Raw genomic sequence first — 20,942 nt, forward strand, 5'->3', positions numbered from 1 at the left:
CGGGATGTCCGGCCCGGGAATTACGCCGGGCTGGGGGACGGCGCCAGGCCGCCGGCGGCGGACCCGGCCGCGTCGGGCGTGTCGCCGGCGGAGGTCGGGGGCGCCGCGGGGAGGGTTCCCCCCGCGATGAGGGCGGCGATTTCGTCGCCGTTCAACACCTCTTTTTCCATGAGCGACTTGGCCAGGGCCTCCAGAGCGGTTCGGCCCTCGTTGAGAATGATTCGCACCCGCTGTTGGGATTCGGCGATCAGCCGTTTGACCTCTTCGTCGATGTCCTGGGCGGTCTGGTCGGAATAGGTCCGGCCTTCGCCGAGCTCCCGGCCCAGGAACAATTCCTCGGATTTCTTTTTGTAGGTCACCAGGCCCAACTTTTCGCTCATGCCGAACTCGCAGACCATCTTATGGGCGATTTGGGTCGCCTTCGAAAGGTCGTCCTGGGCGCCGGTGGTGACTTCCTTGAACACGATTTCCTCGGCGGTGCGGCCGCCCAGCAGGATGCAAAGGCGGTTCAACATGTCCGACCGGCTGGTCAGATAGCGGTCCTCGGTGGGCAATTGCAGGGTGTAGCCCAGGGCGGGCCCCCGCGGGATGATCGACACCTTGTGCACGGGATCGTGGGGCGCCAAGGTGTGGGCGACCAGGGTGTGGCCCGACTCGTGGTAGGCGATGACGAGTTTTTCCTTTTCGCTCATCATGCGGCTTTTGCGTTCGGGCCCGGCGATGACGCGGTCGATGGCCTCCTCCAGCTCCTTCATCTCCACGGCTTTTTTGCTTCGTCGCGCCGCCAGCAGGGCGCCCTCGTTCACCAGGTTGGCCAAATCGGCGCCGACAAAACCCGGGGTCCGTCGGGCGATAACGGAGAGATCGACGTCGGTCCCCAGCTTGACGCCCTTGGCGTGCACTTTGAGGATCTGCTCGCGGCCCTTGAGGTCCGGCGATGGGACCGCCACCTGGCGGTCGAACCGCCCGGGGCGCAGGAGCGCCGGGTCCAGCACGTCGGGCCGGTTGGTGGCGGCGATGAGGATCACACCTTCCTTGGTGTCGAACCCGTCCATCTCGACCAGCAATTGGTTCAAAGTTTGTTCCCGCTCGTCGTGACCGCCGCCGATGCCGGCGAAACGCTGGCGACCCACGGCGTCGATTTCATCGACAAAGAGGAGGCAGGGAGCGCTTTTGCGGCCCTGCTCGAAGAGGTCGCGGACACGGCTGGCGCCCACGCCCACGAACATCTCAACGAAATCCGATCCGGAGCTTGAGAAGAACGGCACGCCCGCCTCCCCCGCGACCGCTTTGGCCAACAGGGTTTTGCCGGTCCCCGGCGAACCGAACAATAAAACGCCTTTGGGGATCTTGCCGCCCAATTTTTGGAATTTGGCCGGGTCTTTAAGGAATTCGATGATCTCCTGCAATTCTTCTTTCGCCTCGTCGCACCCCGCCACGTCGGCGAAGGTCACGCGGTTCTTCCGGTTGGTTTGGAGCTTCGCCTTGGAGCGGCCGAAGGCCATGGCCTGTTTGCCGCCGCCCTGCATTTGGCGGATGATCACGAACCACCAGAAGAAAATGAACACCCCGATCCACACGAGGTTTCCGAGAAGCGCGTTGATCCAACCCCGCTCCGGCTCCCCGAGGAATTTTTCGACGCCCACGGCTTCCAACTCTTCGACGAGTTTCGGGTCGGGCAGGGGGATGGCGCGGAAAGCGACGGTTTTCCCTTCCTCTTTGTATTTGCCCCGCAACAACCCTTCCCGCACGCGAACCTCGGTCACACGGCCGGCCTTCAGCTGGCGCTTAAATGTCGAGTAATCGATTTCCTTCTCGCTGAAATGGGGCCCGCGCAGACTCTGAATGAAAAACAGGATCCCGGAAAAAACCAGGAGCCAAAGAATCGCGTTGCGTCCGTTGCCTTTCATGGGTTCTCCCTTGCGATCTTTCGCTTGAAAATCAGAAAACGTGCGGTCTTGGCCACGCGCCCCTCCGGCAGGTCCAGCGGGCCGGCGGCGCGGTCGGCGGCGAATTGGCGGACACGTTCCAGGGATTCAAAGTGGGTCAAACCGAACAAAAGCCGGAGCCGCCGACGCTGTTCCGCTATATGATACCGCATAAAATCCCGTCGATCAAGGCGACGGGGCGGTTGTTTCCGTCGATCCATCCCCAGGCGGCGGCGCCAAAAGTCCTCTTCGTCGCGAAGAACGCGCGCCGTCCGCGCGACCCGCTCGAAAAACCCCGGCCGCTCCTTCTCCCAGCGGGCGAGGACCGGTCGTAGACGGTTGCGCAAAAACAAAGGTTGCGCGTTGGTTTCGTCCACCCGGAAGGGGACGCCCCGGGTCCGTAGATGGGTCCGCAGCGACCGCTTGGGAAAATCCAGCAAAGGGCGGACCAAGACGAGATCGGGACGCCCCGGCAGGGGCGAACGGGGCGACATGCCGGCCAGGCCCCCGGGCCCCGCGCCGCGCAACAAATTCATCACCACCGTTTCCGCCTGATCGTCGAGCGTGTGCGCGGCGAGGACGGCGACGCACCCGGTGCGGCGGGCCATCCGGCCCAGGGCGGCGTAGCGCAATTCCCGGGCGGCGTCTTCCAGGCCCCGGCCCCGGCGCGCGGCCCGCGCCCGGACGGGCGCGTGGGCGACAAAGCACGGCCGGCCGCGTGCCGCGGCCTGGGCGCGGACGAAGCGGGCGTCCGCCCCCGAAGACGGGCGCAGTCCGTGGTCCACGTGTCCGACAACGACGTCCAGCCCGGATCGGGAGGCCAAATCCAAAAGCGCCATGGAATCCGGCCCGCCGGAGCAGGCCACCAGGATTTTGTCGGAAGGGCGCAGCCCCCCATCAAGGAGCGCGCGGGAGAAACGGGGGAGCGGGTCGAGGGAGCGGAGCGGTTTGAGGGCCACTATTTCGACGTCATGGCGTGCACGCCGTCCCAATCGGGGGGAGGGGGAACTTCCAAAAACCGCCGACACCGTTGGATGTAAATTCCCGTGGGGGGGTCCCCGGGGAGGGCCCGATCGACAGCAACGAAAAGGTCCATGGCGTCCGCAAATCGCCGCGCCCGGTACAGCCGGATTCCGTCGGAAAAGAGACCGTGGGCGGCCTTGGTCTCGGGGGGGAGGCCGTTTTTCATGGCCGTCAATTCGAAAATGCGAATGGGCTGGGTTTTCCCCTGCACGCGGATCAGATCCAGTTCCCGGGCCTCAATTTCGGCGGCCGCCGCTTTGTGCGTCGGCTCGGAGATGATGACGCCGGTGCCGTAATATTTGTTGGCCCCTTCCAAACGCGATCCCAGGTTGATGGAATCCCCGATGGCGGTGTAGGTGCGGCGGCTGTCGGGCCCCATGCGGCCGACCAGGGCCCGGCCGGTGTGCAACCCCATGCGCGCCCGGACGGGGGCGATCCCTTGCAGCGACACGCGGCGATTGAATTCAGCCAGGGCGTGGATTTGTTCGAGGGCCGCGCGGCAGGCCAACAGGGGGTGGTCGGGCTGATTAAGCGGCGCGTTCCAAAAGGCCATGATCGCGTCCCCGATGTACTTGTCCAAATACCCATCGTACTTGAACACCACATCGGTCATGGATTTCTGATAGTCGTTCAGCAGTTCGACCACCCGGGCCGGGTCCATGGATTCGGAAATGGCCGTAAAGCCCGCGATGTCCGAGAAAAACACCGTGATGTCCCGTTCTTCACCGCCCAATTTCAACTTGGACGGGTCGTTAAGCATGAGATCGATGAGTTTGGGCGGCGTGTATTCGGCGAAAAGGTTGCGGATGGCCTCTTGTTCCCGGTGCGATGTGTCCAATTGAAAAATGAGGGTGGCCAGGAACGCCGCGAAAAAAGCGAAGAGCGGTGTCGCGAAGTTGATCAAAAGGAGGTGCCGGGAGAAAAACCAGTAAGTCAAAAACGTGTACCCCAGGATGGAAAATATCACCGCGATGGCCCCGGCCCAAACGGGCGCACGGGCCATGCCGAACCCCCAGAGGACGCCGATGAGAAGCATGATCAGCAACAACCAACGGGTGTCCACCCGGCGGAGGAAGTTGTTCTTGAGCAAGTTGTTGACCGCGTTGGCCTGGATTTCCAACCCGGGGAACACCGAGGACACGACAGTGGGTTTGTAATCAAAGAGGGCGTGGAGCGTGCCGCCCACGATCACGATTTTGTCCTTAAAAGCGCCTTCTTCGGTCCGCCCGCGCAGAACGTCGACGAACGAATGGAACGGGAACGGCGAGGACTCGGGCCAATCCAATTGCGCGTTCCACCCCGTGTAATTGAGGTGCGCTTCGTGCCAGCGATTCTCGGTGACCGCGCGCAATTCCTTGGACAGGGTCTCGGGGGTTTTCCCCTCGAAGGCGGCGACCGTCGCGAGCGCCAGGGAGGGCACGAAGGTGCCTTCGAAATCCACCCAGAGCGGCGCCTTGCTCACCAGGCCGCTCAGTTCCGGGTAAACGTTCACGAATCCGAAATCGGCGGTCACGCGCTCCAGGGCCGGGATGGGGAACAACGGCTCCGCCGGCGCCCCCTTGCGCGTTTTGTTGAACAGCATGCCGAACACCGTCCGGTCGCTCTTGGCGGCGGACGCGGCGAGAAATTCATCGTCTTCCGGGTTGTCGATGTCCGGCTCCAGGAACAACACGTCGAAGGCGATGGTTTTGGCGCCGTGTTGGGACAGCAGGCTGATCAATTGCGCGTGCCGGTCCCGGGTCCAGGGGTAGGGGCCCATTTCGTTGACGGACTTTTGGTCGATGGTGACAACGGCGATCCGCGGGTCCGGAGCCACCGGCCCCCGGGCCCAATACCGCGCTTTCACGGACGCTTCCTCGAACCGGTCGAAAAGGCCCATGGCGTGCACCAACGCCACGATCGCCACCGCGATCAGGTTCCAGGCCAACAGTTTGAAGTGGTCTTTTCTCACGCGGAGACCGCCGCTATCGGTTTCGGAACCAGTCGATGGTCCGCCGCAACCCATCCTCGAGAGGAACCGAGGGCCGCCATTTCAAGGCGCGCCGCGCGAAAGCGATGTCGGGTTGGCGCACTTTGGGGTCGTCCACCGGGAGCGGTTTGTGGACGACGCGACTGGGGCTGTGGGTGAGCTTTTTGATGATCCGGGCGATGTCGAGAACGGTCACTTCGGCGGGGTTGCCGATGTTCATGGGCCCCGTGTGGTTGGAAAAAAGCAGCGCCAGCAAACCCCGGACTTCGTCGTCGACGTAGCAAAGGCTCCGGGTTTGGCGCCCCGTTCCGAAGACGGGCAGGGGCTTGCGCCGCAGGGCCGCGTCGATGAACTCCGGCACGGCACGGCCGTCGTTTTTTCGCATGCGGGGTCCGTAGGTGTTGAAAATGCGGGCGATGCGGACCTTGACCCCGTGGGTGCGGTGGTAGGCCATGGCCATGGCCTCGGCGAAGCGTTTGGCCTCGTCGTAAACGCCCCGGGGCCCCACCGGGTTGACGTGGCCCCAGTAGTCCTCCCGTTGCGGATGCACCTGGGGATCGCCGTAGACTTCCGAAGTGGACGCCAAAAGGAACCGCGCGCCCTTGGCCTTGGCCAGACCCAGGGCCTTGTGGGTCCCCAGGGACCCGACTTTGAGGGTTTGAATGGGGAACTCCAGGTAATCCCGGGGCGAAGCCGGGCTCGCGAAATGGAGGACGCCGTCGATCCGGCCCGGAAGGTAGAGGTCCTGGGTGACGTCGTGTTTGATGAACTTGAACCGGTCGTGGCCGGCGAGGTGGGCGATGTTGTCGGGGGACCCGGTCAGGAAATTATCGACGCAGATCACCCGGTGGCCGCGCGCCAAGAGCGCGTCGCAAAGGTGGGACCCCAGAAACCCGGCGCCCCCCGTGACCAGGTAGGCCCCCCGGGTCATGGGACGCGGGAGAATCGGTCCACGCCGAGGGCCACGGCCCCGACCCAGAGGATCAGGGCGACGGCGAGAAGGGCCCGGGTCCCGGCGCCGGCGCGGTCCCAAAGGCGGGCGGCCACGGCCCCCGCCGTGTGCACGCTGAAGGCGAAGGGCACAAACCCCAGGTAGCCCAACACCGGCATTTCCAAGATTTTCCAATGGTCGAGGTGGGGCAACGAGAACACCCAGCGCGCCTCGGCCTGGACGTTCAACAATTGCCAAATAAAGCCGGCGATCAAACCGGCGAGGGCGAGCAAGGCGAACCGTCGCGCGACCCCGCTTTTCCAATCGGACAGGAGGGAGGGCGCGCCCAGAATTTCCGCGACGGGTTCCAGCGCCAGGAACGGCACCGCCCAAACCAAAGGAAAGAAGGGATCGGGCCACATCAGGGGAAGCCCCAGGCAAGCGGCTCCCGCCGCGGGCAGGAGCACCCGACCGGTCCGCGGGTACGGCGACACGCTCACGGACTTTAGAAGGCCCGCGGTGTCCAGCAGGTCGGTGATTTCCAAAAGCAAAGGGACGACGGTCGCAAAGGAGAACAGCGTGATCGCCCAACGGAATATCGGTTGGGCGGGGGCGCCGACGTAGTGCCAGTTGTCGAGCCGGAAGTTGACCGCTTCAAAAAAACCCCAAAAACCCACGGACCAAAGGGCTGTGAGAGCAAAGCGACCCGGATGGGAGATGAGGAAAGACTCTCCGCGCTTGCGATACACCCAGCCATCAATGGCGACGGTGCCGCCCAGAGCGCCGAGGGGCGTGAGCAGGGCGCCCCCGAACCCGGCGCCGTAACGAGCCGCGGCCAGGGCCGCCAAGACGAGACAGACGCCCATCAACGTGAGCGCGCGGGCCAAATCGTTGTGCGGATGGGGACGGGGTGGGCGGGACGCCGGTGGGTTCATGGTGTGGTAGGGCAGTTTATCCTTTTTTCACTTGGGGGGGAACCCGCCCCGCGCACAACCGGGCGAAACCGTCAAAAAACGGGGTCGCCGTTCGGGCCAGGCGGCGGCAGCGCCCCCCCCGGTCCCGTCCGATGTCCCGCCGCGCCCGGGGAGAAAGGAAGGCCAACTCGGCCTCCGCGCCGGGCTGACGAAGCCATTCGGCCACCATGGCCGCGTTGATTTCCAAATGGAATTGAATTGCGTAGGTGTTGGTCCCATAAGCGAAAGCCTGGTTTCGGCACAGGGGGGCTGTGGCCAAACGCCGCGCGCCCCGCGGCAATTCAAATGTGTCGCCGTGCCACTGGAAAACCGTCGGGGCGGCGGGCGTGCGACCGTACAAAGGGTCCCCTCCACCGGCCTTTGTGCGGCGCGCGCGGAACCAACCGATTTCCTTGTGATGGTTGGGGAAAACCCGTGCGCCCAGGGCGTGGGCGATCAATTGGGCGCCGAGGCAGACGCCGAGAACCGGTTGCCCGCCGCGGATCGCCGCCCGCAGGGCCGACAGTTCCTTCTTTAAAAAGGGGAATTGGTTTTTTTGGTAAACGGCCTGGGGGCCGCCCATCACGATCAAACCGGCGAAGCGGCGGGGGTCGGGGAGGCGCTTGGTTCGGGGAGTGTCGACCAGGCGAACCGCCAGACGCGCGCGCCGGAGGGCTGTCGCAATGGAGCCCAGCCCTTCGTGGGGGACGTGCCGGAACACCAACACCGTTCGGCGCATCTCAAACCGCGTCCGTGAGTTCTTTGGGGAGGGAAAAGTGCACGTCCTCGTCGCGGACCAACACTTCCTCAACGGTCACGCCGGGGCCGCGCAGTGAATCCACGACGCCGCGGACGAGATGTTCGGGGGCGGACGCCCCCGCGGTGAGGCCGACCGCGCGCACACCGGGAAGCCACGCCGGGTCGATTTCGTCGGCGCGGTCGATCAAATACGCCTTGCACCCCGCCTGCCGCGCGACGTCCACGAGGCGCTGGCTGTTCGAACTGTTTTTTGACCCGACCACCAGAAGGAGATCGATCCCGCGGCGCAGGAGCTCTTTGACCGCGTCCTGCCGATTCTGGGTGGCGTAACAAATGTCGTCCTTGGGCGGGGTTTGAGCGTCGGGGAAACGACGCCGAATGGCCGCCACGAGGCCCCGCGTCTCATCGAGGCTCAACGTGGTTTGGGTCAGGATCATGATCCGCGCCCCGGGGGGCACGGCCAGACGATCGACGTCTTTCTCCGATTCCACCAATTGAATTTGGCCCGGGGCCTCCCCCAGCGTGCCTTCGACTTCGTCGTGCGATCGGTGGCCGATCAACAGCAGGGTGTGCCCTTCGCGCAAAAACCGGTGCACCTCGTGGTGCACCTTGGTGACCAAAGGGCAGGTGGCGTCGATGACGCGCAGTCCGCGCGCGCGCGCGCGATCCCGCACCGCGGGGGACACCCCGTGGGCGGAAAAAATCACAAGGCTTTTCTCCGGGGCCTCTTCGAGGTCGTCGATAAAGACGACGCCCCGGGATTGGAAGTCCGACACCACCGCCTGGTTGTGGACGATTTCTTTGCGGACGTACACCGGGGCGGAATATTTTTGAAGGGCGATGTCAACGATGTCGATGGCGCGCACCACACCGGCGCAAAAACCCCGGGGCCGCGCGAGAAGGATTTTCACGCGCCGGTCCGCTTGACCAGGGTGAAAAAGCGGTCCTGGAAATCGTCGAACAGGCCGTGGCGGTTGAGAAAGTCCGCCAGGGTCCGGACCTGGGTCGGATCGGTCTCGGCCCGCCGAAACAGCCCTTCGGCCTCCCGGCGGCGCCGGTCCCCGGCGTCGCCGGGATGGAACAAACCGCGTTCGTCCAACTCCCGCAGGTTGACCGCGAAACTCTGGGACGTTTCTTCGAGAATGAATTTCATCAGCGCGAACCCCCAGCCGCTCTCCGGGCCCACGATGACGGCGGCGCGGGCCACGTCGCGGGCGTCGAGGTCGCGACGGATGTTCCGCGCCAACTCCCGGGCGTCGGTGTGGTGGGGTTCGGTCGATTCGAGAACGTTGCGAAAACTGTATTCCAGGCCGCGGAAGCTGTCGGAAAAGTTGTCTTTGAGGAACCGCTCAAAAGCGGGGGATTCCTCCCCGAACCCTTGGAACCTTTGGGAGAACGACGCCGGGGTGAGAATCTGCGGCCGTTCGGCGATGACGAGGCCGGACCGCAGGGTGGCCCGGGGCGGCGCCTCGGACACGCTGGTGACGAGCCGGTATTGGATTTCGCTTCGCCCGAAAGTCGCCAGGCGATGGCGGGGGAAACGCACCACCTTGCTCGAACGCAGGGCGTCCCACAATCGGTTGTAACCGCGGCGTGGGGCGGACACGGCGAAAACCTATTTTTTAGACGGAGGGGGGGCGACGGGCGCGGGGGGCGTTGGTGTTTTAACAGCGGCCTCCGCCTCGTCCGCGACGGGCTCGCCTTCGATCGTGTAATCGTAATCCCCGAAGGCCGCGTCGTCGGGTTCCGGGGCGTCCGGCGCGAGGTTCATGGACGCGTAAATGAAGTAAAAGAGGGCGGAAAAAACCAGAAGACCCAGAAGCCCGGCCATTTTTTTCTCAAAAGACGTCATGGGATTCTCCTTGGGGCGCCCGGAGGGGCCCGAAGTGGGATTGTACAAAATAATCAAACCGCCCGACGTAGACGCGCCCCGCGATTTCGGGTAAGATGAAACCCGGACGCCGCCCCGCAACGCGGGCTCCGTCCGAAAAAACGCGCCCATGGTCACGACGCCCCCCATCGAGACGATCCCTCTCCCCCCCGCGCCCGGGGCCCGGTGGAAAACATTTTCCCGACGACACGCTTACCTGGGGGCCCTCCTGGGCCTGGGTTCCCCCCTTGGGCTTTTGTTGGTCCGGTATTACGTTGAACACCGCGCCTCGGTGAACCATTGGCTGGCCGGCGAATTGCGGGGGTCCGGGGAGTACTACATTTACGCCGGCGTCGGGACTGTCCTGGCCATGGCGTTGTGGGGGTTGTGGAGCGGCCGGGGGGCGGACGCCCAGCGGACCCGGGCGGCGGCGCTCGAACGGGCGGCCCTCCGCCTGCGCGACATGGCCAACACCGACGGCCTGACGGGGGTGTACGTCCGCCGCCACCTCCTGGAAAAGTTGGATGAAGAGTTGCGCGTGGCGGACGCGCGGGGCGAGTCCGTCGCCAGCCTGTTCATTGATGTGGACAACTTTAAAATTTTCAACGAATCCCAAGGGCACGTCATCGGCGATGAAGTGCTCCGCCGCGTCGCCCAGGCCATCCGCGCCGGGGTGCGGGAGCGCGATGTCGTGGGACGCTACGGGGGGGACGAATTCCTGGTCCTGTTGCCGCGCGCCGGGGCCCACGAAGCCCTCCGCACGGCCGAGCGCGTCCGGCAGTCCGTGGAAAAGCTGGAAGTGACCGACCACGCCGGGACCCGCGTGCCCATGACCGTGAGCGTGGGGGTGGTGGCCTCCGTGCCATCACACGGGGACGTGCTTCGGTACCTGGATTTGGCCGATCAAGCCCTGCGGCGGTCGAAGGGCCTCGGCAAAAACTGTATTTTGTTGTGCGACACACCGCCGGTCGAGGGGAAAATCAAGGAGACGGCTTCATGAGCACGGACGTCATGGTAAACCAAGCCACAAAGAATCAAGCCGTTTTGAAGTGGGTGGACGACTGCGCCCGTCTGCTGCGGCCGGACCGGATCCAATGGTGCGACGGTTCGGAGGCGGAGCGGGACCGGTTGATCAAGGACTGTTTGGTCGACGGAGAGCTGATCGCCCTGAACCCCGAGGTGCATCCCGGTTGTTACCTCCACCGGTCGGCGACCAACGACGTCGCCCGGACCGAACAGTTGACGTTCATCTGCTCGCCGACCCCGGCCGAAGCGGGCCCCACCAACAACTGGATGGACCCCGCGGACGCCTACCGCCAGCTCGGCGCGATCTACGACGGCGCCATGAAAGGCCGCACGCTCTACGTCGTCCCGTTTATCATGGGCCCGGCCGGGTCGCCCTTTTCCAAAATTGGGGTGGAAATCACCGACAGCCGCTACGTCGTCCTCAACATGCGGATCATGACCCGCATGGGGACCATCGCCTGGAAGGCCCTGGGCGAATCGGCGAACTTCACCCGTTGTCTGCATTCGAAGGCGGACGTCAACGAGCAGCGTCGGTTCATCTGTCACTTCCCCCAGGACAACACCATCTGGTCCGTCGGGTCGGGCTACGGCGGGAACGCTTTGCTGGGGAAGAAATGCCTGGCGTTGCGCATCGCCAGCGCCCTCGGACAAAAAGAGGGGTGGCTCGCGGAACACATGCTGATCCTCGGGGTTCAAAACCCCCAGGGGGAAATCCGTTACGTCACGGCCGCGTTCCCCTCCGCCTGCGGGAAAACGAACCTCGCCATGTTGGTGCCCCCCGACTTCCTCGAAGACCAGGGGTACAAGGTGTGGACCCTGGGCGACGACATCGCCTGGTTGCGGGTCGGGCCGGACGGCCGACTGTGGGCTTCCAACCCCGAAGCCGGTTTTTTCGGGGTCGTGCCGGGCACCAATTCCCGGTCCAATCCCAACGCCGTCGACACCATTCTCACCAACACGATCTACACCAACGTGGCGCTGCGGTCCGACGGCACGCCCTGGTGGGAAGGCCACGACGAGCCGGCACCGGAGGCGGCCCTGGATTGGAAGGGCCGGCCCTGGACGCCCGATTCCACGGAAAAGGCCGCCCACCCCAACAGCCGTTTCACGGCGCCCGCGGCCCAATGCCCGTCCATCGCGCCCAATTGGGAGTCGCCCCAGGGGGTGCCCATCGATGCCGTCATCTTCGGCGGCCGACGGGCCCATTTGGCCCCCCTCGTCACCCAAAGCCTCAGCTGGCAGCACGGGGTTTTCATGGGGGCGACCATCGCCTCCGAGACCACGGCGGCCCAACAGGGCGGCGCCGTCGGCGTGGTGCGGCGGGACCCCATGGCCATGCTGCCCTTCTGCGGTTACAACATGGCCGACTATTTCGCCCATTGGTTGTCGATGGGCCAACGGATCCCCAAGCCGCCCCCCATCTTCATCACCAACTGGTTTCGCCAGGGCCACGAGGGAAAATTCCTCTGGCCGGGCTACGGGGAAAACTTGCGCGTCTTGTTGTGGATTTTGGACCGCACCCAGGGGCGCGGCGCGGCCGTGGAAAGCCCCATCGGTTATTTGCCGGCCAAGGACGGTCTCAATCTGCAGGGCCTGCACCACCTGGCGCCGGGCGCGCTGGACGCCCTTTTGTCCATCGACCGCGCGGAGTGGGAAAAAGAGTTGGGGGACATCGACAAGTTCTTCGCTCCCTTCGGCGACCGGCTGCCCGCGGCGCTCCGCGCCGAGCGGGACGCCCTGGCCGAACGCCTGAAGAGGATGTGAGGGCGCCGTGGCCACGGCCACCGGGGAGTTGCTGAAAGATCACAAAATGATCCGCAAATTGTTGGGCGATTTGCGGGTCGATAACCCCCGCGTCGCGGAGATCGCGGCCACCCTCCAGCGCGTCACCCTGGCGCACGCTTGGTTCGAGGACGAATTCTTGATGCCGTTGTTGAAGGGGTCGCCGCTCATTCCCGAACTTTTCTGGCAAGAAATCACCCAGGAACACAACGACATCGCCCGCCTCCTCGAGCTCCTGCGGGGCACTCCCCCCGATCCCCGGGAAGAGTGGGAGGTCCGCGTCCTTTCCCTGCGCACCATTCTGGAGACCCATTTCACCAAGGAAGAGGCGGCCTTGTTTCCCCTGGCCGAAAAGGTCATTGGCGTCCAGGGGTTGACCGATTTGGCCGCCGGCATGGAGAGGCGCAAATCCGAAGTTCGACCGAGCTGACGCTCGCCGGGTGGGCCCGCTCGTGAAGGAAAAATACCTGCGCATGCTCCGGGGCCTCCGTCCCGGCGGCGAGGCCCGCTGGAGCGTCTACATCCTGCGCTGCGCGGGGGGGACGCTTTACACCGGCGTCACCACCGACGTGGATCGGCGGGTCCGCCAGCACAACGCGGGCCACGGCGCGGCCTACACCCGGTCCCATCGACCCGTTCGCCTGGTCTATGCCGAAAAAGGACACACGCGCTCGAGCGCCTTGATGCGCGAGGCACAAATCAAACGCGGACCGCGCGTCGCAAAACTTGCCCTCGTTCACGCGGGCCTGCTCGGTGGAAAACGCCGGCGCATTAATGTTTTTCGTCTCCCCACCCTTCCGAAATCATAGCGGTCAAACCCGTCTCGGAGCCTGTCTCCCAACCCCTCTTCGGGAAGGCCCCTTATTCCCCCGGTGTTGGGCTTCCTTGCTCGTCGGTTGCGGGCCGCCGGGATCCCGGCTTGTCGAAACAACATCGGGGCCAAGGCCGTCCCGGGCCTGTTCCGCGCTTTCAACCTGGATTTTGCAATAGGACGCGGCATTCGACGAAGGGGGCCGGACTTTTTCTTCCTCAAAAAGTTCGTCCGATGTCCCTGTGACCGCGCTAGCGGAAGTGCCGTAGGGGAACGGCCATCGACCCCACTTTTTTCGTCGAAAAAGCCGCGGCCCCTACGTCTCGGTGTTCGCGCCTATTGAAAAGTCCGGGTTCATTGATTTCCCCGGGTTTGTTTGATATAAACTTTCAGGATCTTCGGCTCGGTCTTTTTCCCAGGAGGCAATATGAAAAAACTGTTGGCAATCGGTTTCGTCGCGGCAATGATTCCTTCGCTTTCACTCGCCAAAGGTGGCAACCACCCCATGGCCGGTTGCGGGCTGGGTTACGTTCTGTTCGGTAACAACGACAACAAGCCGTTGATGCAGATTTTTGCGGCGACCACTAACGGCACCTCGGCCAACCAGACATTTGGAATGTCGTCCGGGACCTCCGGTTGCACCGAAGACGGCGCGGTGAAGTTCGTGAAAGTGGTTGAGATCTACGCGGAGATCAACATGAAGGATCTTTCCCGTGATATGGTGAATGGACAAGGCGAATACCTTTCCGCCTTCGCGCGCCTCTTGGGCGTCAAAGAGGAAAAACAGGCCGAATTCGGCGCCTTTGTGCGAGCGAACTACGGCGCGCTGGTTCCCTCGGAGGCCACGACCTCGGTGGACATGTTGAACGCTTTGGCGGACAAGCTCGCCGGGCGGACAGACCTCCTCGGCTAAGGCGATTCGGTTAGGTTTTATAGCGGCCTCCGCGCGATCCGCGGGGGCCGCTTTTTTTCCGTGCGACGATTCCTGTTGATCTTCTTGTTCCTGGCGCCCCTGGTCTCCCGGGCGGCGGACACCGGGTATTTGCGGTCGCTGCGGGAGCGGGCCCAGTCCCAGGCCTTGGCCGATGATCCCCGTTGGCGGGTCTTGCTCCATATGAAAAAAAAATGGGGTGGACGCTGGGAGAGCCAGGTGGACGGCCGGTCTTTTTTCCTCTCGCCTATTGGGAAAACCGACGCCGGGGCGGAGTTGGACGCCACACTGACGGCGTTCTTTGAGCCGCCGCCCGCCAGCACGGAAACCCTCCATCCCCAATCGCTCTTCCCTGCCCGCTACGCTTACTTGAAGGAAACCCTCGGGTTCGACGGCCGTCGCCTCCCGGAAATCCAAAGCCCCCGCCTGGAAAAATGGCGAAATAATCTTGACGTGGACGGGGTGTCCCTGGTGTTCGCCACTGCCTATTTAAACAACCCGGCCTCCATGTTTGGCCATACGTTCCTGCGGCTTCATCAGCGGGGCACGTCCCGGGCCGACCCCCTGCTGGACTACACGGCCAACTTCGCCGCCGTAACCGCGGAGACCAGCGGCGTCGCCTTCGCCGTCAAGGGTCTCCTCGGAGGCTACCCGGGGAAATTCTCAACCCACCCCTACTACATGAAGATCCAACAGTACAACAACATGGAAAACCGGGATCTCTGGGAATACGACTTGGCCCTGTCGTCATCCCAAGTGCGTCGTTTGTTGGACCATCTGTGGGAAATGGGCCCCACTTACTTTCGATATTTCTTTTTGACGGAGAATTGTTCCTATCAACTGTTGCCCCTGTTGGAAGTCGCCGACCCAACCAGGGCGTTGAGCGACGGGTTTTCCTGGAAAGCCATCCCTGTGGACACCTTGCGGCGGGTTCTGGCGGAGCCGGATTTCGTGGTGGCGCGTCGGGGGCGGCCCGCTCAACTGAAATTCATTCAAGCCCGACGGGCCCTGTTGACACCCGCCGAGCGACGTTGGGTGAAGCGGACGTCCCGCTCCGGACCCCTTCCCAGCGACGCGGGTTTTCCCCCGGAGCGCCGAGCGCTCCTTTGGGAGGCCGCGTACGATTACAACCGTCTCCATCACAAATTCCGTCGCTACGGTCCGCCCGCCCAAGAGGCCAGGGAGCGGCAATTGCTGTTGGAACGCAGTCGCGCGCCCGGGCCCGGGCCCGACGTTTCCGCCGCGGCCCTCGCGACCCTGGAGCCGCCCGAGATTGGCCACCCCACTGGCCGTGTGGGATTGGGGTGTGGCCGCGGCGGCGGCCAAGGGTTCGAAGAAATCGAACTTCGAACCTCCCTGCATGACTTAACGGACCCGTCGCCGGGGTTTCCCCGGGGGAGCCGCCTCAGCATGTTCACGGTTAAGGGGCGCTTCCTCAACGAAACCCACCGGGCATCCCTGGAACGGGGAACCCTCGTGGATATCGTTTCGATCTCCCCTTGGGATTCCTGGTCGCGCCTGCCCTCCTGGCGTTTCTTCATGGGGTGGGACCGGGCCCGGGACCGATTGAAACGGCCCGCGGGGGGAAGCCACTTCACCTTAAACGGCGGGTCGGGGCTCTCGGTGGAAACCTCGGGCCGTTGGCCCGCGATTTTTTACGCCCGGGCGGACGCTGATTTGGGGGTGGGAGGGGTTTTTCGGGAAAACGCCCGGGTGGGGCTCGGAGGAACGGGGGGCATTTTGTGGGCGTCATCCCCGAGATTAAAAATATCGGCGGAGGGCGGGGCGATTCATTACGCCTGGGGGCAGGTCGACACGGTCACGCGTTGGACTGTCGTCGCGGGCTGGTCCTTATTTGACCGTTGGCTCCTCCGCACGGAATTTTCCCGCGCGGGCGTTTACAGGGAGGGATTGGCCACTCTCAATTTTTTTCTGTGAGTCCCAGGGCGCGGTGGAAAAAACCGATGATTTTTTCTTCGTAGGCCGCGCCCGCCACGCGATGGCATTGCAAATGGCCCGCGCCGGCGATGAGCCAGAGTTCCTTCGGTTCCCGGGCCAGGGCGAAAAGGCGCTCCGAAAGCACCGCGGGGACCACTCGGTCGGCGGTGCCGTGAATGACCAACAACGGCCGGGGTGCCAGGTCCGCCACGACTTTTTCCGGGTCCCAGGTTTTTCGGATGAGGATCGGGGGAAGGAGCGCTGAGATGGGCCACAAAATCCAACTGCGCCGCAACACGGTCCGGGTGATCACCCGGTAGGAGTTGAACCCCCCTTCCAGCGCGAGGGCCTTGACCGCCGGTTCCCGGGCCGCCGCGCCCACGGCCACGGCGACCCCGAGCGATTGGCCGAAAAACACGACCCCCCGGGCCCCCGGCGCCAGGCGCGAGACGGCGTAGCGCACACTGGCCACGGCGTCTTCGATCGTCCCTTCCGGCGATGGCAACCCTTCGGAGGCGCCGAACCCCTGGTAATCGAAAGACAAAATGTCGAATCCGCCTTTGCGTAAAAAGAGGGCCAAGGGGAAATGATCCGACACGTTGTGGGCGTTGCCGTGGCAATGGACCACCGTGCCCACGGTCGGTCCCTGCGCCTTAAAATAGACGCCCACCAGTTTTTTCCCGTTCAAGCTGGGGTAGGTCACCACCTCATAGGAAAGGCCCAATTTATCGGGGTCCACATACAATTTGGAATCGGGGAAGTAGAAAAGACGGTGGGCGGTGCACCCGCTTAAAAAGAGAACAGCAATAATTGCAACCGCCCATTGTTTCATTGGAGAATGGTAACAAAAATGCCGATGAGCGCTTTAATGGGTATCGGTGGAGCGCGAAAATAGAACGTCGAAAAGGCATGTCGTTTAACGATGGCCTGCGGGACTCCAACGGCCGACGTGGTTGTCCCGGTGGACGAATTTGGCGGGAGCGGGTGGACGGGGGAACGAGCGGGTGGCCCCGCGTTGCCCGAGGTGTCCACCCGCTGGATCAAGACCCGCCTCCCCTCCACTTCACTCTTATTTATTGGTCTCGCCGTTCGCCGCTCCGAAAGCGCACCGGCCAAATAGGGTTTTATTTATACAGGGGTCAATAGCTCGAAGGGGAACGTCCCCCTCTTGGGAGATGGGTCGCGCGGATGGTATCATCATTTTAGCGATTTGATTTTTAGAGCATTGACCGGGTCGCGGCGACGGGCGAAGACCGTCGCATGGAATGGGGGAGTCCCTTGCGACAACGGCGGGGCCGTCGTGTAAGGAGGCCATCCTCTTGGGGATGTTTGGCATTAAATTTTGGAGGGATGGCCGAGTGGTTTAAGGCGGCGGTCTTGAAAACCGCTGTGTCTTTACGGGCACCGGGGGTTCGAATCCCTCTCCCTCCGTTTTTATTACTCCTACCACGTGCTCCAAGTGCGGCCGGTGATGTCGGTGTGGGTGCAATTGACATAAATTGGCCCCAGAGGCATCGCGGTGCCAGGGTCGGTGACGTACCACCAAAAAGGCGGGGTCCACTGGGGATTATTAAAATGGTGCGCCATCATATCTGTGCCCAAGGGGGCCATAAGCACTCCGTCGCTGGGGCGATCCCCGGTCCGGGGCAGTTGTCCGTAAGGGATTTGGTCCAAATATTTCGGAACCAGGCTGGAGGCCAAGGGGTTGGCCCCATTGTTAGGAAGGATCCCCTCGGTGTCGGCGTAGTAGATCGACAATCCACTCCGCAGGGCCCCCAATTTTGCTTTCACCGAGGCTTCTTTGGCTTTGATGATGAGGTTGGAGAATTTGGGGATGGCGATGGCGGCCAGCAAGCTGATGATCGCCACCACGAGCATCAACTCGATGAGGGTGAAGCCGCTCCATCGACGCGGTTTGCGCATGACGCGCCCCCCTGTTCCTCTTTTAAGTATACCCCCCCCAGGCGGTTTTTCCAGTCAATGAAAACCATTCGACCACAACCTCACCACGTGCTCCAGGTGCGGCCGGTGATGTCGGTGTGGGTGCAATTGACATGGATTAACCCCAAAGGACGGAACGACGTTGGGTGGGTGACGTACCACCAGACCGCCGGTTCGCCGAACTCACCAACACCGTTATGAAGCACGGAATGGTTCGCGCTATCACTCACCCACTCCGCGCGCGTGGGGGGGTCGTTGGTCTGGGGTATTTGGGCGTAAGGAATTTTCTCCATGTATTTCGGAACCAGGCTGGAGGCCAGGGGGTTTTCCCAACCGCCAGGAATGATTCCTTCGGTGTCGGCGTAGTAGATCGACAATCCACTCCGCAGGGCCCCCAATTTCGCTTTCACCGAGGCTTCCTTGGCTTTGATGATGAGGTTGGAGAATTTGGGGATGGCGATGGCGGCCAGCAAGCTGATGATCGCCACCACGAGCATCAACTCGATGAGGGTGAAGCCGCTCCATCGACGCGGTTTGCGCATGACGCGCCCCCCTGTTCCCCTTTTAAGCCTACCCCCCCCGGATTGATTTTTCCAGTTATATGCAGCCCTCTTTTGGGGAACCTGAAAGGTAGTAGAATGATTTCAGATAACCCAAAGGAGTCATTCATGAAACCATCTTCCCCCGCTTCTTCCCGTGTCGCCTTTTGGGCCGCTCTGGGCTGTTTCTTCTTGACGGGTTGCGCCACCGTGCGGTTGGAGGGTCAGGCCCTGGGGCCCGCCGGGGTCTACCGGCGCACGGCTGTCTGTTACGCCGCGCCCACGTCGGACGGACGCCGCCGGGCGGAAGAGGCCTTCCGCGCCGCCCTCGCCGCGCACCAAACCGCGCCGGGGGAATCCCGCGTCGCCGTCCCGTCGGTTAAAGGCCCCGAGGACCTGGCCGCCCAGTTGGCGGGCCAGGGGTACGATTCCCTGCTCGTCCTGGGTCTCCACCCCTTTGTCCACCGTGAGGAGGACGCCGACTGGCGGTCGGTCTTCCGCGCGGGGGCCGATGGATTGACCTTTAACACCGTGGAGACCGCCGCGGTGCCCGGGGGCCGACGCTACGTGGGCGGCCACGTGTGGTTGATTGATCTCAAAACCGGCCGCGCCGTCTGGTCGGGCCACGGCACCCTGGGCGTGCCCGCCGACGCGGGTCCCCGGCGGACGATGAAAGCGGCCGCTCGGGCGGTGGTCCGGAGGTTGGTCGAGGAGAAGCTCCTGACGGAGGCCCGTTGAGGCGAGCGGTTGCCGCCGTCACAGCCTGTTTTTTAATTTGCGGAGAAGCGGTGGCCGGCGGGCCCGCCCCGATCGGCGAATGGGCGACCGTGGATGACAAAACGGGTAAGGAAACCGGCCGGGTGCGCATCGGAGCGCGTCGGGGCGTGCTCACGGGGCGGGTGGTCGCGATCACGGACCCCCGGGACCGCGACGCTGTGTGCGAAGATTGCCCCGGGGAATGGAAGGGCCGGCCGGTTCTGGGTCTTCCGATTCTGCGCCACGTCACCCGTTCGGCGAAAACCGACGATTGGGCGGGCGGCACGATCTTGGACCCGGAAAACGGAAAAACCTACCGGGTGCGCTTGCGACTTTTGGACAATGGGAAACACCTTCGGGTCCGGGGGTACCTGGGCCCCTTTTACCGGACGCAGGTGTGGCGGCGGGTTTATAAATACGGGGGAGTGAAGTCATGGAAAACACCACCAAGAAAAAAATCCTAAAGCGCGGGATCGGGGCCACCGTCCTCCTTTTGGGCGTCCTTCAATTCGTGCCGGCGGATCGTTCCAACCCGCCGGTGGAAAAAGAAGTGGACGCGCCGCCGGCGGTTCGGGACGTCCTCCGCCGGGCCTGCTACGACTGTCATTCCCACGAAACCGTTTGGCCCTGGTACAGCCGTGTGGCCCCGGTGTCGCTCCTGGTTGCGCACGATGTGGGGGAGGGGCGCGAAGAATTGAATTTTTCCCGTTGGAATTTCGCCGACGCCGCCGTGGAGTCCCGTGTTCGCCATCGCGTCTGGCACGAGGTGGAGGAGGAGGAAATGCCCCTTTGGTTTTATGTCCCCCTTCACCCGGAGGCCCGCTTGAGCGCCGCCGATAAGGAAACGCTCCGGGCCTGGGCGCTGGCGTCGACGGCCCCCGCGACGACGGCGGGGCCCGTCCTCTCGACCGAGGACGTCCGCTGACCCCCGACGCCGGGCCCCTGCCCGCGGACGAGCGGGCGTTGATTTCGCGCTGTCAGTCGGGAGACGGCCGGGCTTTCGCCGCCCTCATGGACCTCTACCGGCACAAGATCTTTTCCCTCACCCAACGGGTCTGTGCCCAGGCCCCGGCGGAGGCCGACGACGTTTTCCAGGAAACCTTCCTCACGGCGTTCAAGGAAATCCAAAAATTCCGGGGCGCCTCGCGGTTGGGCACCTGGCTTTATCGCATCGCCTCGAACCTTTGCTGGACGCGCCTGCGCCGGCGCCGACGGGCGGTTTCTTTGGGGGGCGAGGAGGGGTTGCCCCCGGACTTGGCCCGGGGGCTGTTGTCGCCCCCGGATGACCCCGCCGAAACCGCGCGTCAGCGGGAAATTCAAAGAGCCGTGGGCGAGGCCCTGGCCCGCTTGTCCGTGGACTATCGAATGGTGGTGGCTTTGAGCGACCTGCGCGGATTGAAGAACGAAACCATCGCGGGGGCGCTCTCCTTGAGCCTTTCGGCGGTGAAGAGCCGATTGCATCGAGGAAGGAACATGTTGAAAAAACAACTCAAATTGCATAGGCCATAAACGCAGGAACCTATTGGGATCAATTTCGTTGTAAACAAAGCAGTCAAACTCACGGAGGTGTTCTATGAAATGCAATGTCGGCGGGGCGGACCGAGCGATTCGGATCGTGGCGGGTTTGGTGTTGATTTCTCTGGTGTTCGTGGGGCCCAAGACCCCCTGGGGCTGGATCGGCGCGGTGCCGCTCTTGACCGGTCTTTTTAAATTTTGCCCGGCGTATTTCCTTTTCAAGCTCAACACCGCCTGCTGCAAAGAGGAGTGCGCTCCCAAGTCCTAACC

General features: G+C 63.5%; 23 protein-coding genes and 1 tRNA gene. 12 read left to right on the plus strand and 12 right to left on the minus strand.

Translation table 11 applies throughout. The features are described from left to right. Window positions 1–20 precede the first annotated feature (20 nt). From ftsH to IPI56_00830, 9 genes are read right to left on the minus strand one after another with little or no spacing between them, the layout of a single operon-like run. The gene (gene ftsH / locus IPI56_00790) at window positions 21–1,910 is read right to left on the minus strand and encodes an ATP-dependent zinc metalloprotease FtsH (protein ID MBK7544278.1); all 1,890 of its coding nucleotides are present in this window, start codon (window positions 1,908–1,910) and stop codon (window positions 21–23) included. Next, entirely contained in the window at window positions 1,907–2,887 is a 981-nt protein-coding gene (gene tilS / locus IPI56_00795) for a tRNA lysidine(34) synthetase TilS (GenBank protein MBK7544279.1), read from the minus strand. Before tilS ends, ftsH begins: the two co-directional genes overlap by 4 nt. After that, window positions 2,887–4,902, minus strand: a complete 2,016-nt coding sequence (locus IPI56_00800) for an adenylate/guanylate cyclase domain-containing protein (GenBank protein MBK7544280.1) — start codon at window positions 4,900–4,902, stop codon at window positions 2,887–2,889. The genes tilS and IPI56_00800 overlap by 1 nt, the downstream gene beginning before the upstream one ends. Window positions 4,903–4,915: 13 nt before the next feature. Continuing rightward, window positions 4,916–5,851 carry an SDR family oxidoreductase gene (locus tag IPI56_00805; GenBank protein ID MBK7544281.1) on the minus strand — a complete coding sequence of 312 codons (936 nt, stop codon included), beginning with the start codon at window positions 5,849–5,851 and terminating at the stop codon, window positions 4,916–4,918. Beyond that, window positions 5,848–6,786 carry a hypothetical protein gene (locus IPI56_00810; GenBank protein ID MBK7544282.1) on the minus strand — a complete coding sequence of 313 codons (939 nt, stop codon included), beginning with the start codon at window positions 6,784–6,786 and terminating at the stop codon, window positions 5,848–5,850. Before IPI56_00810 ends, IPI56_00805 begins: the two co-directional genes overlap by 4 nt. A 16-nt stretch (window positions 6,787–6,802) precedes the next feature. After that, a complete protein-coding gene (locus tag IPI56_00815; GenBank protein MBK7544283.1) occupies window positions 6,803–7,543 on the minus strand; it encodes a type 1 glutamine amidotransferase in 741 nt (246 codons plus the stop codon). 1 nt (window position 7,544) lies between these two features. Continuing rightward, on the minus strand, window positions 7,545–8,474 hold the full coding sequence (ispH, locus tag IPI56_00820; protein MBK7544284.1) for a 4-hydroxy-3-methylbut-2-enyl diphosphate reductase: 930 nt from the start codon (window positions 8,472–8,474) through the stop codon (window positions 7,545–7,547). After that, window positions 8,471–9,169 (minus strand): hypothetical protein, encoded by a 699-nt coding sequence (locus IPI56_00825; protein ID MBK7544285.1) that lies wholly within the window; start codon window positions 9,167–9,169, stop codon window positions 8,471–8,473. Before IPI56_00825 ends, ispH begins: the two co-directional genes overlap by 4 nt. Before the next feature lie 9 nt (window positions 9,170–9,178). Next, the gene (locus IPI56_00830) at window positions 9,179–9,415 is read right to left on the minus strand and encodes a hypothetical protein (protein MBK7544286.1); all 237 of its coding nucleotides are present in this window, start codon (window positions 9,413–9,415) and stop codon (window positions 9,179–9,181) included. Between the two features lie 148 nt (window positions 9,416–9,563). Here IPI56_00830 and IPI56_00835 point away from each other — a divergent pair, with 148 nt between their 5' ends. From IPI56_00835 to IPI56_00860, 6 genes are all read left to right on the plus strand, one after another. Next, window positions 9,564–10,433: a GGDEF domain-containing protein gene (locus IPI56_00835; GenBank protein ID MBK7544287.1), complete on the plus strand. Its 870-nt coding sequence runs from the start codon at window positions 9,564–9,566 to the stop codon at window positions 10,431–10,433. After that, on the plus strand, window positions 10,430–12,223 hold the full coding sequence (locus IPI56_00840; protein ID MBK7544288.1) for a phosphoenolpyruvate carboxykinase (GTP): 1,794 nt from the start codon (window positions 10,430–10,432) through the stop codon (window positions 12,221–12,223). Before IPI56_00835 ends, IPI56_00840 begins: the two co-directional genes overlap by 4 nt. 7 nt (window positions 12,224–12,230) lie before the next feature. After that, window positions 12,231–12,671 carry a hemerythrin domain-containing protein gene (locus IPI56_00845; protein ID MBK7544289.1) on the plus strand — a complete coding sequence of 147 codons (441 nt, stop codon included), beginning with the start codon at window positions 12,231–12,233 and terminating at the stop codon, window positions 12,669–12,671. 43 nt (window positions 12,672–12,714) lie between these two features. Further along, a complete protein-coding gene (locus tag IPI56_00850) occupies window positions 12,715–13,050 on the plus strand; it encodes a GIY-YIG nuclease family protein (GenBank protein ID MBK7544290.1) in 336 nt (111 codons plus the stop codon). Window positions 13,051–13,479: 429 nt separating this feature from the next. After that, on the plus strand, window positions 13,480–13,965 hold the full coding sequence (locus IPI56_00855) for a DUF3015 domain-containing protein (protein ID MBK7544291.1): 486 nt from the start codon (window positions 13,480–13,482) through the stop codon (window positions 13,963–13,965). 60 nt (window positions 13,966–14,025) lie between these two features. After that, window positions 14,026–15,921 carry a DUF4105 domain-containing protein gene (locus IPI56_00860; GenBank protein ID MBK7544292.1) on the plus strand — a complete coding sequence of 632 codons (1,896 nt, stop codon included), beginning with the start codon at window positions 14,026–14,028 and terminating at the stop codon, window positions 15,919–15,921. On the opposite strand, the gene IPI56_00865 is transcribed toward IPI56_00860, so the two are convergent. Then, the gene (locus IPI56_00865; protein MBK7544293.1) at window positions 15,905–16,753 is read right to left on the minus strand and encodes an alpha/beta hydrolase; all 849 of its coding nucleotides are present in this window, start codon (window positions 16,751–16,753) and stop codon (window positions 15,905–15,907) included. The two genes, IPI56_00860 and IPI56_00865, sit on opposite strands and share 17 nt — an antisense overlap. Window positions 16,754–17,265: 512 nt before the next feature. Here IPI56_00865 and IPI56_00870 point away from each other — a divergent pair. Further along, window positions 17,266–17,352, plus strand: a tRNA-Ser gene (locus IPI56_00870). A gap of 12 nt (window positions 17,353–17,364) precedes the next feature. Here IPI56_00870 and IPI56_00875 read toward each other — a convergent pair. Next, window positions 17,365–17,844, minus strand: coding sequence for a prepilin-type N-terminal cleavage/methylation domain-containing protein (locus IPI56_00875; GenBank protein MBK7544294.1), 480 nt, complete (start codon window positions 17,842–17,844; stop codon window positions 17,365–17,367). Window positions 17,845–17,924: 80 nt separating this feature from the next. Continuing rightward, complete coding sequence (locus IPI56_00880) at window positions 17,925–18,404, minus strand: prepilin-type N-terminal cleavage/methylation domain-containing protein (protein MBK7544295.1); 480 nt, start codon at window positions 18,402–18,404, stop codon at window positions 17,925–17,927. A 126-nt stretch (window positions 18,405–18,530) separates the two neighbouring features. On the opposite strand from IPI56_00880, the gene IPI56_00885 reads away from it, so the two are divergent. From IPI56_00885 to IPI56_00905, 5 genes are all read left to right on the plus strand, one after another. After that, window positions 18,531–19,139, plus strand: coding sequence for a hypothetical protein (locus IPI56_00885; GenBank protein ID MBK7544296.1), 609 nt, complete (start codon window positions 18,531–18,533; stop codon window positions 19,137–19,139). Window positions 19,140–19,174: 35 nt separating this feature from the next. Next, the gene (locus IPI56_00890; protein ID MBK7544297.1) at window positions 19,175–19,621 is read left to right on the plus strand and encodes a DUF2147 domain-containing protein; all 447 of its coding nucleotides are present in this window, start codon (window positions 19,175–19,177) and stop codon (window positions 19,619–19,621) included. Beyond that, window positions 19,591–20,082, plus strand: coding sequence for a heme-binding domain-containing protein (locus tag IPI56_00895; GenBank protein ID MBK7544298.1), 492 nt, complete (start codon window positions 19,591–19,593; stop codon window positions 20,080–20,082). Before IPI56_00890 ends, IPI56_00895 begins: the two co-directional genes overlap by 31 nt. Before the next feature lie 38 nt (window positions 20,083–20,120). After that, window positions 20,121–20,666, plus strand: coding sequence for a sigma-70 family RNA polymerase sigma factor (locus tag IPI56_00900; protein MBK7544299.1), 546 nt, complete (start codon window positions 20,121–20,123; stop codon window positions 20,664–20,666). 64 nt (window positions 20,667–20,730) lie between these two features. Then, on the plus strand, window positions 20,731–20,940 hold the full coding sequence (locus IPI56_00905) for a DUF2892 domain-containing protein (GenBank protein MBK7544300.1): 210 nt from the start codon (window positions 20,731–20,733) through the stop codon (window positions 20,938–20,940). Window positions 20,941–20,942 lie beyond the last annotated feature (2 nt).

The sequence above is a fragment of the Elusimicrobiota bacterium genome, assembly GCA_016706425.1.
GTDB lineage: Bacteria > Elusimicrobiota > Elusimicrobia > FEN-1173 > FEN-1173 > JADJJR01.

Bases quoted from the DNA above. Each gene is read 5' to 3' on its own strand.
- IPI56_00805 (MBK7544281.1), bottom strand. From the start codon at position 5,851: ATGACCCGGGGGGCCTACCTGGTCACGGGGGGCGCCGGGTTTCTGGGG.
- IPI56_00880 (MBK7544295.1), bottom strand. From the start codon at position 18,404: ATGCGCAAACCGCGTCGATGGAGCGGCTTCACCCTCATCGAGTTGATG.
- IPI56_00840 (MBK7544288.1), top strand. From the start codon at position 10,430: ATGAGCACGGACGTCATGGTAAACCAAGCCACAAAGAATCAAGCCGTT.
- IPI56_00850 (MBK7544290.1), top strand. From the start codon at position 12,715: ATGCTCCGGGGCCTCCGTCCCGGCGGCGAGGCCCGCTGGAGCGTCTAC.
- IPI56_00810 (MBK7544282.1), bottom strand. From the start codon at position 6,786: ATGAACCCACCGGCGTCCCGCCCACCCCGTCCCCATCCGCACAACGAT.
- IPI56_00835 (MBK7544287.1), top strand. From the start codon at position 9,564: ATGGTCACGACGCCCCCCATCGAGACGATCCCTCTCCCCCCCGCGCCC.
- ftsH (MBK7544278.1), bottom strand. From the start codon at position 1,910: ATGAAAGGCAACGGACGCAACGCGATTCTTTGGCTCCTGGTTTTTTCC.
- IPI56_00865 (MBK7544293.1), bottom strand. From the start codon at position 16,753: ATGAAACAATGGGCGGTTGCAATTATTGCTGTTCTCTTTTTAAGCGGG.
- IPI56_00895 (MBK7544298.1), top strand. From the start codon at position 19,591: ATGGAAAACACCACCAAGAAAAAAATCCTAAAGCGCGGGATCGGGGCC.
- IPI56_00905 (MBK7544300.1), top strand. From the start codon at position 20,731: ATGAAATGCAATGTCGGCGGGGCGGACCGAGCGATTCGGATCGTGGCG.
- IPI56_00830 (MBK7544286.1), bottom strand. From the start codon at position 9,415: ATGACGTCTTTTGAGAAAAAAATGGCCGGGCTTCTGGGTCTTCTGGTT.
- IPI56_00875 (MBK7544294.1), bottom strand. From the start codon at position 17,844: ATGCGCAAACCGCGTCGATGGAGCGGCTTCACCCTCATCGAGTTGATG.
- IPI56_00815 (MBK7544283.1), bottom strand. From the start codon at position 7,543: ATGCGCCGAACGGTGTTGGTGTTCCGGCACGTCCCCCACGAAGGGCTG.
- IPI56_00885 (MBK7544296.1), top strand. From the start codon at position 18,531: ATGAAACCATCTTCCCCCGCTTCTTCCCGTGTCGCCTTTTGGGCCGCT.
- IPI56_00855 (MBK7544291.1), top strand. From the start codon at position 13,480: ATGAAAAAACTGTTGGCAATCGGTTTCGTCGCGGCAATGATTCCTTCG.